The sequence below is a fragment of the Nonomuraea sp. NPDC049750 genome (genome assembly GCF_040659625.1).
Lineage (GTDB): Bacteria > Actinomycetota > Actinomycetes > Streptosporangiales > Streptosporangiaceae > Nonomuraea.
This window is the reverse complement of sequence record NZ_JBFANB010000041.1, coordinates 40669-54473: the sequence shown is the minus strand read 5'-3', so window position 1 is coordinate 54473 and position 13805 is coordinate 40669. Positions and strand designations below refer to the sequence as shown.

Genomic DNA, 13805 nt, shown 5'->3' with positions numbered 1-13805 from the left:
GTGGTATCGCAGTGAAAACGGCAAACTACTCAGTTCGCAGAAGAGAGCAGCCGCGAGTCATGACCTACTTATGCAGGTCAGACGGTTGTATTGGGGTTCAGTTGGCAGATTCCAGAAGTTGCATTGACTTCCAGCGCAGGATCACCCTCTGATACATGGCGTAGGCAAGCTCTTCTTGACCCGTGTCCAGGCCCGTGAGGGCCGCTGAGAGCTCCGCGACGGACTGATCCGCTTGCAGAGCGTCATCATTCATGAGGCGCACGAGACCGCCGTAGTCGAGCTCGACCAGCGAGTGCGGGTGGAACTCCTCCAGCCACCTGGCCACGTCCTCCACGTCCAGGTTGGCCGCCACGTCGCCCAGGTGCCTGCGCAGCACCTGCAGCGCCCGCGCGGAGCGCCTCCTGGCCTGGGCCATGGAGGTGACGTAGATGAGGTTGCGACCCGTCGTGGTGGTCACGTCCTGTCCGGGCGTCGCGGAGCCGAGCACCAGCCAGCGCTCGTTGCCGTCGAAGGGCACGAACCACGCGGGTGGCACGTGCCAGGCCGTCGTGCGGATGTGGGTGCGGAGCGCGGCGGAGTCACCGGTGCGCTTGTACCGGTCGAAGTCGTCGGCGGTCTGCTCGGCGATCGCCTTGGGCACGAATCGGTCCATGAGCTTCGCGGGAGTACTGCCACGCAGCCTTGAGAAGGCCAGCCACGAGCGAAGCCGGGTCTGCCACGGACACACATAGAGACGGTCCTCAACGCGCCGCAGATAGGCGTTGGGGCTCTCCTGCGCGGGTGCCGGGTGGGGCGGCATGCCGAGCAGGCGCCTGACGGCCTCGGCGTGCTCGGCGTTGAGCGCGGTGGCCCGGCGGGGACGATCACGCGATTCGGCGTACTCGGCCCAGACCTTGCGCTCGGACTCGGCGAACGCGGTCAGCGGCTCGTAGACCCGGAGGTAAGCGGCATAGGGCAGCACGGAGGCATCGTGTCATGAAGACAACCTGCTCGCATCGTCGCGCTACTACGCTGATAGACGAGATCCGTCGCAACGGGGCGGCGGACACGGGACAGGGAGTCACTACCGTGACCGATGTCTTCGGCTCGTCCCACAAGGACGTCCATGAGCAGGTCGTGTTCTGCGCCGACGAGCAGAGCGGCCTGCGGGCCATCATCGCCATCCACAACACCGCACTCGGGCCGGCCCTGGGAGGCACCAGGTTCTATCCGTACGCGGGCGAGCAGGCGGCTCTGGCCGACGTGCTCAACCTGGCCAAGGGCATGGCCTACAAGAACGCGCTGGCCGGTCTCGACCATGGCGGCGGCAAGGCCGTCATCATCGGCGACCCGCGCCGGGACAAGAGCGAGGCGCTGCTGCGCGCCTACGGCCGCTTCGTCGAGTCACTCGGCGGGCGCTACATCACCGCCTGTGATGTGGGCACCTACAGCGAGGACATGGACGTCATCGCCCGGGAGTCACGCCACGTGATCGGCCGCACGCTGGCGCACGGCGGCGCGGGCGACTCCTCGATCCTCACCGCCTTCGGTGTCTACCAGGGCATGCGCGCCTCGGCCGAGCGCGTCTACGGCTCGCCGTCGCTGCGCGGCAAGCGGGTCGGCGTCGAGGGCGTCGGCAAGGTCGGCCATCGGCTGGTCGACCTGCTGCGCGAGGACGGCGCCGACGTCGTCCTGTGTGACGTCGATCCCAAGGCGGTCGAGCGCGTACGACAGCGCCACCCCGCGGTCGACGTCGTGGGCGACGCGGTGACGCTCACCGGAGCCGACATCGACGTGTTCGCCCCCTGCGCGCTGGGCGGGGCTCTCGACGACCACTCGGTGGCCAGGCTCCGCGCCAAGATCGTCTGCGGCGCGGCCAACAACCAGCTCGCCCATCCGGGCGTGGAGAAGCAGCTCGCGGAGCGCGGCATCCTCTACGCGCCCGACTACGTGGTCAACTCGGGCGGCGTGATCCAGGTCGCCGACGAGCTGGAGGGCTTCAACATGGAGCGTGCCAGAGCCAAGGCGACCCAGATCTACGACACGACTCTGAAGATCTTCGGGATCGCGGCCGACGAGGGCGTCCCTCCGGCGGTCGCAGCAGATAGGCTGGCCGAGCGCAGAATGTCGGAAGTCGGGCGTATTAGGGGCATTTGGCTGGGCCGCTGACGCCCCGCGCCCATACGACGTACCGAGCTGGGCACAAAACAGGTACGGTAATAGGCGAACGATAGGCTGACGCCCAAAGTCAGGCGGCGTCAGTGTGTGGTGCGTTAGCGACGAGGGGTCGGGGACGACCCCACACGAGGGGGTCGAGCCAATGGGGCGCGGCCGAGCAAAGGCCAAGCAGGTCAAGGTTGCTCGCCAGCTGAAGTACAACAGCGGTGGCACGGATCTTGATCGTCTTCGCGATGAACTCGGGGTCGGAGACTCCAGCGACAATGACGACGCCGCCGACGACCTCAGCGATGAGCTGGCGGATCGCTATGCAGATTACGCCGACGACTACGGCAACAAGGACGCCGACGACCGGTAGCGGTTGGTCCGGTTGAGTGCGCCGCCCCACGGCAACCATCCGTGGGGCGCTTTCTTGCCGTTGGGGGTTTTTACTTCTTAGGGTTACGGCAAGCCCGGCTGGCCCCACCCCTTTCGGTCCTTTGGGGTTACGGCAAGCCCGGCTGGCCCCACCCGCCGTACAGGGCTGAGGGCCTCCAGGAACACGGCCGCTGAGCCCGCACAGGGCCGGGCGCCGTTACAAGACGGTGTAACCGTCTGGGTGCGAACGGCTGGCAGGTGTCGTCAGTGACTCCTGCCACCCGGTGCATCTACGCGACCCTCCACCCCCGTGTGTCCACGGTTTTGGCGTTGCCCCCGCGTCAGCGGTAGGTGGCTTGGCCGGTGCCTTCTGTGATTTCGCCCAGCACCCAGGCCGACAGGTTGCGTTCGGTCAGTAGGCGGATGGACTCGTCCGCTGCCTCCTGGGCGACGATGGCGGCCATGCCGATGCCCAGGTTGAAGGTCTTGTCCATGTCCTTCTGTTCGATCCCGCCATACCCGGCCAGGACCGAGAAGATCGGTGGCGGGGTCCACGAAGAACGGTCGAGGACGGCGTCGAGGTGGTCGGGGAGTGAGCGGGACAGGTTGCTCTCGATGCCGCCGCCGGTGATGTGGGCGTAGGCGTGGACATCGACCCTCCGGGCCAGCTCCAGACAGTCGAGCGAGTAGATCCTGGTGGGCTCCAGCAGCTCGGCGCCCAGCGGCCTGGCCAGCTCGGGCAGGTCGGCGTCGAGCGACAGCGACGCCTCGCGCAGCACGTGGCGTACCAGCGAATAGCCGTTGGAGTGCACTCCCGACGACGCCAGGCCGAGGACCACGTCGCCGGCCCGTACGCGGTCGGCGCCGAGCATCGCCGACGCCTCCACGACGCCGGTGCCCGCGCCCGCCAGGTCGTATTCGTCGGGGCCCATGGCCCCCGGGTGCTCGGCGGTCTCGCCGCCGAGCAGGGCCGCCCCGGCCAGCCGGCAGCCTTCGGCGACGCCGCCCACGATCTCGGCGATGCGCTCGGGCACCACCTTGCCGCAGGCGATGTAGTCGGTCATGAACAGCGGCTCCGCGCCGCACACCACCAGGTCGTCGAGGACCATGGCGACGAGGTCGACGCCGATCGTGTCGTGCTTGCCGTATTGCTGGGCGAGCATGACCTTGGTGCCCACGCCGTCGGTCGAGGTGGCCAGCAGCGGGCGCTGGTAGCGCAGCAGGGCCGAGGCGTCGAACAGGCCGGCGAACCCGCTGGCGTCGTCGACCACCTCGGGCCTGCGTGAGCGGGCCACCTTGGCCTTCATCAGGGAGACGGCGCGCTCGCCCGCCTCGATGTCGACCCCGGCGGCCTCGTACGTCGTCACGCCTTGCTCTCCAACACGAACTTGCCCACGTTGTCCTGGTCGATGGGGATGGGATAGGAGCCGTCGAAGCAGGCCCGGCACAGCCGCTCGGCGGGGATCGTGGTGGCCTTGGTCAGGCCCTCCAGCGAGATGTAGCCCAGCGAGTCGGCGCCGAGCGAGGCCCGGATCTCCTCGACGCTGAGCGAGCCGGCGATGAGCTCGGCCCTGGTGGCGAAGTCGATGCCGTAGAAGCAGGGCCAGGCCACGGGCGGCGAGGAGATGCGTACGTGCACCTCTCTAGCGCCGGCCTCGCGCAGCATCCTGACGATCGCGCGCTGGGTGTTGCCGCGCACGATCGAGTCGTCGACGACGACCAGACGCTTGCCCTCGACGACCTCGCGCAGCGGGTTGAGCTTGAGCCTGATGCCGAGCTGCCGGATGGTCTGCGAGGGCTCGATGAAAGTGCGGCCGACGTAGGAGTTCTTCACCAGGCCCTGGCCGTAGGGGATCCCGCTCTGCTCCGCGTAGCCGACGGCGGCGGGCGTGCCCGACTCGGGCGTGGGGATGACCAGGTCGGCCTCGACGGGGTGCTCGCGAGCCAGCGCGCGGCCGACCTCGACCCGGGTGACCTGGATGCCGCGCCCGGCGATGGTGGTGTCGGGGCGGGCCAGGTAGACGTATTCGAACAGGCAGCCCTTCGGCTCGGCCAGCGCGAACCGGCGCGACCTGACGCCGCGCTCGTCGATGGTGAGCATCTCGCCCGGCTCGATCTCGCGGGTGAACGTGGCGCCCACGATGTCGAGCGCGGCCGTCTCGGAGGCCACCACCCAGCCCCGCTCCAGGCGGCCCAGGACCAGCGGGCGGATGCCCTGCGGGTCGCGGGCCGCGTAGAGCGTCTTCTCGTCCATGAACACCAGTGAGTAGGCGCCCTTGACCTGCGGCAGCAGCTCGGCCGCCGCGTCCTCGATGGACCGGTCGCGGTCCTGGGCGAGCAGTGTGGTGAGCACCTCGGTGTCGGTGGTCGCCCTGGTCGCCCCGGGAGCCAGCCGCTGGGCCAGCTCCGGGGTGTTGATCAGGTTGCCGTTGTGGGCGAGCGCCAGGCCGCCCTCGTCGGTGGAGCTCAGCGTGGGCTGCGCGTTCTCCCACACACTGGAGCCGGTCGTGGAGTAGCGGCAGTGGCCGATGGCCAGGTGACCCCTGAGGGTGCCGAGCACCGACTCGTCGAAGACCTGGGAGACCAGGCCCATGTCCTTGTAGACGAGGATGCGGCTGCCCTCGCTGACCGCGATGCCCGCGGACTCCTGTCCGCGGTGTTGCAACGCGTACAGCCCGTAGTAGGTGAGTTTGGAGACTTCCTCGCCTGGCGCCCAGACACCGAAGACGCCGCAGGCGTCTTTAGGAGCATGGTCTTGGGGGTCCAGGTCATGGCCGAGCCGGCCGTCGCCTTTCAGCACGTGCTTCAGTCTAGGTCGGCCGCTCCCCTGCTCGCACCCGGGGGCCAGATCAGAGGGCGTGCGCCGACCGGCCGGCGTTGGATCCGTCGCGGATGATCTCGCCGGTGAGGTTGCGGTTCGCTGCGGAGCCGAGGAAGACGATCAGCGCCGCCAGGTCGTCCGCCGTCGAGAGCCGCCGGGTGGGCGTGCGGGCGGCGAGCGCGTCCGCGACCTCCTGCGGGACGGGCCGTTCGCGCTCGGTGAGGGTGAATCCGGCGGCGGCGACGTTCACCAGGATGCCGTCCTTGCCGGCCTCCCAGGCCAGCGCGCGGGCCATGCCGTGCAGGGCCATCTTGGCCGTGCCGTACGCCCCGGGGCCCGGCAGTCCCTCCTCCGCCGCGCCCGACGAGACGAACACGATCCGCCCGAAACCGTTCCGCCGCATATTGGGTAGTACGGCCCCCGCGAGGATCGCGTTTCCGACCACGTTGGCGTGCAGGGCGGCCGTCCACTCAGCCGCGGGTACGTCCTCGAAGGCCATGCTGTTGGGCATGATCGTGCCCCAGCGCACGGCGTTGGCGACCAGCGCGTCCACGGGCCCCGCTTCCCACACGGCGGCGGTGATGCTCGCGTGGTCCTCAAGATCGAGGTGGACGGCCGTGGCCTTGCCTCCGGCCTGCTCCACCCGCTTGACCACCTCGGCCGCCCGTTCCTCGCCCGAGTGGTAGGTGATGGTGACGCGGGCTCCCGTGGCTCCGTAGGCGACGGCCGTGGCCGCGCCGATGCCGGACGAACCGCCGGTGACGAGCACGTGCATGATGAACTCCCTCAGCTGTTAGCCGACTAATTAGCCAGCTAACTCCATGGCGACGCCTGCCCGCAAGGCGGTTTCGCTGGGAGTGAAAGGGTTGTTAGGGCATGGCACGCAACAGGCGGCCGAACATGTCCCGCTCATCTGGGTCGAACGCGCTCAGCAGCTCTTCGTCCATCCTGGTCCAGATCTGCTCCACGGGCTCGCGGACGGCCTTGCCCGCGTCGGTCAGCCAGACCCGGCTCGTCCGTGGCCGGTCGGGGTCGGGCGAGCGGTGCAGGAAGCCGGCCCGCTCCAGACGCTGGATGGTCTTGGTGACGGTCGGCGGCTCGACGCCCAGCCGCCGGATGAGCTCGCTCTGGGTGAGGCCGTCCTGCTGCCACAGCTGGTTGAGCAGCAGCTCCTGGCCGCTGTGCAGGCCGAGCGGGACCAGGGCCGCGGCCATCTGGTTGCGCTTCGTCTTCATGACCATGATCAACGCGTAGGTCAGGGTCTCTTCCAGCATGTCCTCATCTTGCCCGTCGCCTGCCATTTTGGCGCATGGTGACCCAAGGATGAGCGGGCTCTTACCGTGTCGCGCGGTTTTGGCGATGTCAGCCGCGAAAAGGTGAAGTATCCGGCATACAGACCCGTCGGGAGACGCAGACGTGACCACACCTGGGGATCCGAACCAGCCTCGCCCGAACGACGGCGACCCTTCGAAGGACGAGCCTCCGGAGGAGCAGCCGCGGCCCCGCCGCGAGCCGGGCAAGCCGTTCCACCCCGACCTGCCCACGGCGCCCGAGACCCCTGGTCCGGCCGAGGGCCAGGAGGGTGAGGAGGCGGAGGAGGCGGAGGAGACCCAGGTGTTTCCGGCGCCGGGCGCGCGGCCGTCCTACCCGGGGTGGGACGACGAAGGAGCGGGGCCCCAGAACGGCGCACCGGGACCCACGCCGCCGTCGCGTTACGAGCCGCCGACCTCGCCCGAGGGCGAGCCCGCGCGCCATGAGCCGCCGACGCCGCCGGGTGTGCCGTCGCGCCATGAGCCACCGCCGTCGCCGCCGGGTGTGCCGCCGCGTCATGAGCCGCCGACCGCGCCCCCGACCTCGCCACAGGGTGGGCCGCCGCCGTCACCGCAGGAGGAGCGGCCGTCGTTCATGCCGCAGCCCCCGTCGTACGGGGAAACCGGGCCGCAGCCCCCGTCGTACGGGGAAACCGGGCCGCAGCCCCCGTCGTACGGGGAAACCGGGCCGCAGACCCCGTCCTATGGGGAAGGCCAGCCGCCGGGCCCGCCCCCTCGAACCGAGCCCATCCCGGCCGTGCCCGGCACCTCGCCCTCCAGCCCGTACGGCGGCCCGCCCGGCGGAGGTGGCCCCGGCTACGGCCCGCCGCCAGGGGGCGCCTATCCGCCAGGGGGTTCGTACCAGCAAGGGGGTCCGTACCAGCCGTACCAGGCCAGCCCGCCCGCCCCGCCCGGCAGCGGCCTGGCCACGGCCTCGCTGGTGCTGGGGGTCGCCAGCCCGTTCCTCGTCTTCGTCTGCTTCACCGGCCTGCTCACCGCGATCCTGTCGATCGTCTTCGGCTGCGTCGCGCTCAGCAAGGGCGTGGGCAAGGGCCGCGCCATCGCGGGCATCGCGGTCAGCATCCTGGCCCTGATCCTCTTCGCCATTGTGGCCATCTGGTTCTGGAGCGTGGTCCAGGAGTGCGGCCACCTTCCCGGCCAGCTCGCCGACCAGTGCTTCGAGAGCAAGTTCCCCTGGATGCGACGGACCCGCTAGGAGAGCGGGAGATGGCCGGACAGGTCGGCACGGGCGCCGCTCGCTGAGACGGCGCCCTTCGCCATGGCCTCGGCCCAGGTGAGGCGGCCTAGCGCCAGCTCGATCCAGGTGCGTCCGTCCGTCTCCACGACGTTCGGGGGAGTGCCGCGTGTGTGGCGCGGCCCGGCGATGGCCTGTACGGCCGCGTACGGCGGCACGCGCACCTCCACCGTCCGGCCGGGCGCGGCGGTCGCCAGCCGGTCGAGCAGGTGGCGTACGGCCTGCCGGGCGGCGTCGCGCTCGGGCCGGAGATCCCGTTCGTAGGCGGCGAGCACGGCCGAGACCAGCGCGTCGGCCAGCGCCGAGGACGGTCCGTCGAAGGGCGGTTCGTCCAGCGCCACGAGCTGGGCGTCCAGTGCGGCCCGCATTTTTTCCGGGTCCAATTTCCGCGAAGGCACTTGACCATTGTGTCGTGGAAAGCGTTCATCGTGGCGGAGGGCCTCGTTCACCTGCGGTTTCGATGGCGGTCGTAGCGTCCCCGCCGTAAGACAGCTCATTTTTGGAGGAACTGTGGCGAACCGGTTGCTACCGCTGCTTCCCGCGCATACATCTGGACGATCGGCGATGACCTGCCGGTTCCGCTGCGGCAACGCTTGTGCGCACGACGTGGCCAACACCAGCGACAACACCTACTTCGGCGACGTGGTCGCCGAGGCGATGTCCCGCCGGGGCATGCTCCGCGCCGGCGCCCTGGGCGCTCTGGCCGCCGGGGTCGTCGGGGTCGGCGTCGCTGGGGCCGTACCGGCTCTGGCCGACCCGACGGAGCCGCCGGAGGCCGAGCTCGCGGGCCGCTCCTCGGGCGGCATCCGCTTCACCCCCGTGCCGCCGAACAAGGAGGATGCGCTGACCGTCGCCGAGGGCTACACCTCGGGCGTCGTCGCGCGCTGGGGCGACCCCGTGACGGCCGACGCGCCCGCGTTCGACTTCGACAAGCAGAGCCCCGAGGCGCAGGCCAAGCAGTTCGGGTACAACTGCGACTTCGTCACGCTCTTCCCGATGGGCGCCAACCGCGGGCTGCTCTGGGTGAACCACGAGTACACCAACGAGAACCTGATGTTCCGCGGCTACACCACCGGTGCCGCCGCCACCGAGGACCAGATCAAGATCGCGCTGGCCGCCCATGGCGGTTCCGTCGTCGAGATCGAGCGCGTCCGCGGCACCGGCCAGTGGAAGCTGGTCACCTCCGGCCGCAGGCGGTACAACCGGCGCGTCACCGCCCAGACGCCGATGCGCTTCAGCGGCCCGGCCGCGGGCAGCGACCTGCTCAAGACCGCCGCCGACCCGAAGGGCCGCACCCCCGTCGGCATGCTGAACAACTGCTCCGGCGGTTCCACGCCGTGGGGCACCGTGCTGACGGCCGAGGAGAACATCGACCAGTACTTCGTCAACGGCGACAAGGTCCCGGCGGCGCAGCTCCCGTACATCTCCCGCTACACGATCACCACCGGCACCCCGTCGAGCAGTCGCCGCTTCGACCGCGTCGAGGAGCGCTTCGACCTGGCCAAGCACCCGAACGAGGCCAACAGGTTCGGCTGGGTCGTGGAGATCGACCCCTTCGACCCCGACTCGACGCCCGTCAAGCGGACCGCGCTGGGCCGCCTGAAGCACGAGGCCGCCAACACGACACTGGCCCGCGACGGGCGTGTGGTCGTGTACATGGGCGACGACTCCCGCTTCGAGTACATCTACAAGTTCGTGTCGAAGAATCGCTTCATCCCCGGTAACGACCGGCACAACAGGGACCTGCTCGACGAGGGCACGCTCTATGTCGCCAAGTTCACCGGCGACAGCCCCGCCGCCGAGATCGACGGGTCGGGCAAGCTGCCCTCCGACGGCGCCTTCGACGGCTCCGGCCAGTGGATCCCGCTGGTCTCGGGCAGCAAGTCGTACGTGGACGGCATGACCGCCACCGAGGTGCTGGTCTACACCCGCGTCGCCGCAGACAAGGTGGGGGCGACCAAGATGGACCGCCCCGAGGACATGGAGCGCAACCCCGTCACCGGTGGCGTGTACGTGGCGCTGACCAACAACACCAACCGCACCGCCGCGCAGGTCGACGAGGCCAACCCGCGCCCGTCCAACAAGCACGGCCACGTGCTGAAGATCGTCGAACGGCGCGACGACGCGGGGGAGAAGACGTTCGCCTGGTCGATCCCGCTGGTCTGCGGCGACCCGAACGACGCCGCGACCTACTTCGCCGGCTACGACAAGACGAAGGTCTCGCCGATCTCCTGCCCGGACAACGTGGCCTTCGACCGGGACGGCAACCTCTGGATCGCCACCGACGGCAACCAGCTCGGCAGCAACGACGGTATGTTCGTGATGCCCGTGCGCGGCAAGGAGCGCGGGCACCTGCGGCAGTTCCTCACGGTCCCGCTCGGCGCGGAGACCTGCGGCCCGATGGTCACCGAGGACCAGCGCAGCGTGTTCGTCGCGGTGCAGCATCCGGGCGAGCTGGACGGCGCCACCCCCGACAAGCCGGCCAGCCACTGGCCCGACGGTGACCAGCCGCGTCCGTCGGTCGCGGTCGTCTGGCACGAGAAGGGCCAGAAGATCGGTTCTTGACCTGAAGTTAAGTTGAGGTCCTAGGCTGCCATGCATGAGCATGGAAATGACCGCCTGGCATCAGCTGTATTCGATGAACAACCAGACGGAGCGTCGCCCACTGTCCAGGGCGACGCTCCGTCGCGTCGGCGCCTTCGCCCGGCCGCACCGGCGGCGGGTGACGTACTTCCTGGTGCTGAGCGTGGTGATGGCCGCCCTGGCGGTGGTCTCGCCCGTCCTCGCGGGCCGGGTCGTCGACGCGATCGTCAAGGGTGAGACGTTCGGCATCGTGGCCGGTCTGGCGGGGTTGATCGCGGTCCTCGCCCTGGCGGAGGCCGGGCTCGGCCTGGTGACCAGATGGCTGTCGGCGGGACTCGGCGAAGGACTGATCCTCGACCTGCGTACGGCGGTCTTCGACCACGTCCAGCGGATGCCGATCGCCTTCTTCACCAGGACCCGCACGGGCGCTCTGGTCAGCCGGTTGAACAACGACGTGATCGGCGCGCAGCGCGCCTTCACCGACACCCTGTCCAGCGTGGCGGGCAACATCGTGACGCTCGTGCTGACCCTCATCGTGATGATCGGGATCTCCTGGCAGATCACGCTGCTCGCGCTGTTGCTGCTGCCGGTGTTCGTCCTGCCCGCGCGCCGGATGGGCACCAGGATCGCCCGGCTGCGGCGTGAGGCGGCCGACCACAACGCGGCCATGGGCACGCAGATGACCGAGCGCTTCTCCGCGCCCGGCGCGACGCTGGTGAAGCTGTTCGGCCGGCCCGCCCGCGAGTCGGCGGAGTTCGCCGCCCGGGCCAGGCGGGTACGTGACATCGGCGTGCGCACGGCCATGACCCAGTCGGTCTTCGTCACCGCGCTCACCCTGGTCTCCGCGCTGGCCCTGGCCCTCGTGTACGGCCTCGGCGGCTTCTACGCCCTGCGCGACCAGCTCGACCCCGGCTCGGTCGTGGCACTGGCCCTGCTGCTCACCCGCCTGTACACGCCGCTGACCGCCCTGGCCAGCGCCAGGGTGGACGTGATGAGCGCGCTGGTCAGCTTCGAGCGGGTCTTCGAGGTGCTCGATCTCGAACCGCTGATCAAGGAACGGCCGGGCGCGGTCAGCGTCCCCGACGGGCCGGTCTCCGTGGAGTTCGACGACGTGCATTTCGCCTACCCCGCGGCCGACAAGGTCTCGCTCGCCTCACTGGAGGAGGTCGCCGTCCTGGACTCGCGCGGCGGGGTCGAGGTGCTGCACGGCGTCTCCTTCACGGCCGAACCGGGCCAGATGGTCGCCCTCGTCGGCTCCTCGGGCGCGGGCAAGTCGACCATCGCCCAGCTCCTGCCGAGGCTGTACGACGCCGACTCGGGGACTGTGAGGATCGGCGGTGTGGACGTCCGCGACCTGACCGCCGACTCGATCCGCGACACGCTCGGCATGGTCACCCAGGACGGGCACCTGTTCCACGAGACGATCAGGGCCAACCTGCTGCTCGCCCGGCCCGAGGCCGATGAGACGGAGCTCTGGGAGGTGCTCGGCCGGGCCCGGCTGGCCACGCTCATCGAGTCCCTGCCCGATGGTCTCGACACCGTGGTCGGGGAGCGCGGCTACCGGCTGTCGGGCGGCGAGCGCCAGCGGCTGACGATCGCCCGGCTGCTGCTGGCCAGGCCCAGGGTGGTGATCCTGGACGAGGCCACCGCGGCGCTCGACTCCACCTCGGAGGCGGCCGTGCAGGAGGCGCTGGGTGAGGCGCTGCAGGGCAGGACCGCCGTGGTGATCGCGCACCGCCTGTCCACGATCCGCGCCGCCGACGTCATCCTGGTGATCGAGGACGGGCGGGTGGTCGAGCGGGGTACGCACGCCGAGCTGCTCGCCGCCGGGGGGCGCTATGAGGAGCTGTACCGCACCCAGTTCGACGAGCCCGCCACCGTCGGGGTCGCTTAGGCGGCGGTCGTCTGCTCGTGCCGCTCGGGCCGGGGCTGGTTCACCTGGTCGCTGTCACTCGTACGGCGGGCGCGCAGGGCGTACAGGCTGACCGGGATCGCCGTCAGCACGAGCACGGCCGCCAGCACCAGCGTGAACTGGTAGGCGTCGAGGAAGGCGGCCAGCGGCGGCCGGTCACTGGCGCTCTGCCTGGAGCTCAGGACCGCGCCCAGGACGGTGATGCCGAGCAGCCCGAACACCTCGCGCGACACGTTCAGCACCCCAGAGGCGACGCCCGACCGGCCCTGGGGCATGCCGGAGAGGATCGCGGCGGTCAGGGGAACCAGGAGGCCGCCGCCCAGGCCGTACAGCAGGAACCAGGGCGCCACGTCGCCGTACCCGCCGTCGGCGCCGATCCCGGAGATCATGAACAGGGCGCCGCCCATCAGCGCCATGCCGAGCGCGACGGTCGGGCCGATGCCCAGCCGTGCGCTGACCCGCTGCGACAGGATCGCCGTGACCGCCATGACCAGGGCCATCGGCACGAACGCGGCGCCGGCCTCGGAGGGGGAGAAGGCGAGCACGTTCTGCAGCCAGAGGGCGCTGAAGAAGTAGATGCCGAACACGCCGAACGACCAGATGCCCATGGTGATCAGCCCGCCGCTGAACATCCTCGCCCTGAACAGTGACAGGTCGATCATGGGCTCGGCGGACCGCGCCTCGACGAGCAGGAACGCCAGCGCCGAAGCGAGCGCGAGGCCGAAGGCGGCCAGGATCTCCGGCGAGGTCCATCCGGCGCCGTCGCCCTCGATCAACCCGTAGGTGAGGGCGAACAGCGCGAGCGCCGAGGTGGCCAGGCCCGGCAGGTCGAGGCCGCGCGGTGCGCGGGTGAAGGCGGGACGGACGGCCCAGAGCGCGAGACCGAGCGTGACCGCCCCGATCGGCACGTTGATCAGGTAGATCCAGCCCCAGTGCAGCCGCTCGCTGATGAAGCCGCCGGCCGCCGGGCCGAGCGCCATCGACAATGCGCCGGAGGCGCTCCAGATGCCCACGGCCCGCCCGCGCTCGCCCGGGTCGGGGAAGATCTGCGTCAGCAGCGAGAGCGCCGTCGGCGTGAGCATGGCCGCGCCGAAGCCCTGCACGGCGCGGGCGGCGATCAGCATGGTGCCGTCGGTGGCCAGCCCGGCGGCGAGGGACGACAGTGTGAAGATCACCAATCCGGTCGTGAACACCCGCCGGGCGCCGAACACGTCGGCCAGCCTGCCGCCGACCAGCATGAGCCCGGCGAACACCAGGATGTAGCCGCTCACGATCCACTCCAGACCGGAGATCGTCAGCCCGAGCTCCCGCTGGATCGTCGGCAGCGCGACATTCGCCAGGTTGTTGTCGAGGTAGGTCATGAAGGTCCCGAGCGTCACCGCGGTGAGCGCCCACCAGCGCCGGTCCATG

12 protein-coding genes are annotated in these 13805 nt (G+C 70.1%); 5 read left to right on the top strand and 7 right to left on the bottom strand.

Annotated elements, in window-relative coordinates; all coding sequences use genetic code 11:
* Positions 1-97 precede the first annotated feature (97 nt).
* Positions 98-961, bottom strand: coding sequence for a hypothetical protein (locus tag AB0J16_RS53145; RefSeq protein WP_357939630.1), 864 nt, complete (start codon positions 959-961; stop codon positions 98-100).
* Positions 962-1068: 107 nt separating this feature from the next.
* On the opposite strand from AB0J16_RS53145, the gene AB0J16_RS53140 reads away from it, so the two are divergent.
* Both AB0J16_RS53140 and AB0J16_RS53135 read left to right on the top strand, forming a co-directional pair.
* Positions 1069-2148 (top strand): Glu/Leu/Phe/Val dehydrogenase dimerization domain-containing protein, encoded by a 1080-nt coding sequence (locus AB0J16_RS53140; RefSeq protein ID WP_358554929.1) that lies wholly within the window; start codon positions 1069-1071, stop codon positions 2146-2148.
* A gap of 151 nt (positions 2149-2299) precedes the next feature.
* Positions 2300-2515, top strand: a complete 216-nt coding sequence (locus tag AB0J16_RS53135) for a DUF3073 domain-containing protein (RefSeq protein WP_357939634.1) — start codon at positions 2300-2302, stop codon at positions 2513-2515.
* Between the two features lie 340 nt (positions 2516-2855).
* Here AB0J16_RS53135 and purM read toward each other — a convergent pair whose 3' ends face one another.
* From purM to AB0J16_RS53115, 4 genes are all read right to left on the bottom strand, one after another.
* On the bottom strand, positions 2856-3881 hold the full coding sequence (gene purM, locus AB0J16_RS53130; RefSeq protein ID WP_358554926.1) for a phosphoribosylformylglycinamidine cyclo-ligase: 1026 nt from the start codon (positions 3879-3881) through the stop codon (positions 2856-2858).
* Positions 3878-5314 carry an amidophosphoribosyltransferase gene (gene purF, locus AB0J16_RS53125; RefSeq protein WP_358554923.1) on the bottom strand — a complete coding sequence of 479 codons (1437 nt, stop codon included), beginning with the start codon at positions 5312-5314 and terminating at the stop codon, positions 3878-3880. Before purF ends, purM begins: the two co-directional genes overlap by 4 nt.
* A gap of 49 nt (positions 5315-5363) precedes the next feature.
* Positions 5364-6110, bottom strand: a complete 747-nt coding sequence (locus AB0J16_RS53120) for an SDR family NAD(P)-dependent oxidoreductase (protein WP_358554920.1) — start codon at positions 6108-6110, stop codon at positions 5364-5366.
* A 94-nt stretch (positions 6111-6204) separates the two neighbouring features.
* On the bottom strand, positions 6205-6609 hold the full coding sequence (locus tag AB0J16_RS53115) for a MarR family transcriptional regulator (protein WP_358554916.1): 405 nt from the start codon (positions 6607-6609) through the stop codon (positions 6205-6207).
* A gap of 142 nt (positions 6610-6751) precedes the next feature.
* Here AB0J16_RS53115 and AB0J16_RS53110 point away from each other — a divergent pair, with 142 nt between their 5' ends.
* Positions 6752-7861: a hypothetical protein gene (locus AB0J16_RS53110; protein ID WP_358554913.1), complete on the top strand. Its 1110-nt coding sequence runs from the start codon at positions 6752-6754 to the stop codon at positions 7859-7861.
* Here the strand turns inward: AB0J16_RS53110 and AB0J16_RS53105 are convergent.
* Positions 7858-8268 carry a sterol carrier family protein gene (locus tag AB0J16_RS53105; protein WP_357939646.1) on the bottom strand — a complete coding sequence of 137 codons (411 nt, stop codon included), beginning with the start codon at positions 8266-8268 and terminating at the stop codon, positions 7858-7860. The two genes, AB0J16_RS53110 and AB0J16_RS53105, sit on opposite strands and share 4 nt — an antisense overlap.
* Positions 8269-8464: 196 nt before the next feature.
* Between AB0J16_RS53105 and AB0J16_RS53100 the strand changes: the two genes are divergently transcribed.
* Both AB0J16_RS53100 and AB0J16_RS53095 read left to right on the top strand, forming a co-directional pair.
* Complete coding sequence (locus AB0J16_RS53100; RefSeq protein ID WP_358554910.1) at positions 8465-10465, top strand: PhoX family phosphatase; 2001 nt, start codon at positions 8465-8467, stop codon at positions 10463-10465.
* A gap of 34 nt (positions 10466-10499) precedes the next feature.
* Positions 10500-12377: an ABC transporter ATP-binding protein gene (locus AB0J16_RS53095; RefSeq protein WP_358554907.1), complete on the top strand. Its 1878-nt coding sequence runs from the start codon at positions 10500-10502 to the stop codon at positions 12375-12377.
* On the opposite strand, the gene AB0J16_RS53090 is transcribed toward AB0J16_RS53095, so the two are convergent.
* Complete coding sequence (locus tag AB0J16_RS53090) at positions 12374-13804, bottom strand: MFS transporter (RefSeq protein ID WP_358554904.1); 1431 nt, start codon at positions 13802-13804, stop codon at positions 12374-12376. The genes AB0J16_RS53095 and AB0J16_RS53090 overlap by 4 nt on opposite strands.
* Position 13805 lies beyond the last annotated feature (1 nt).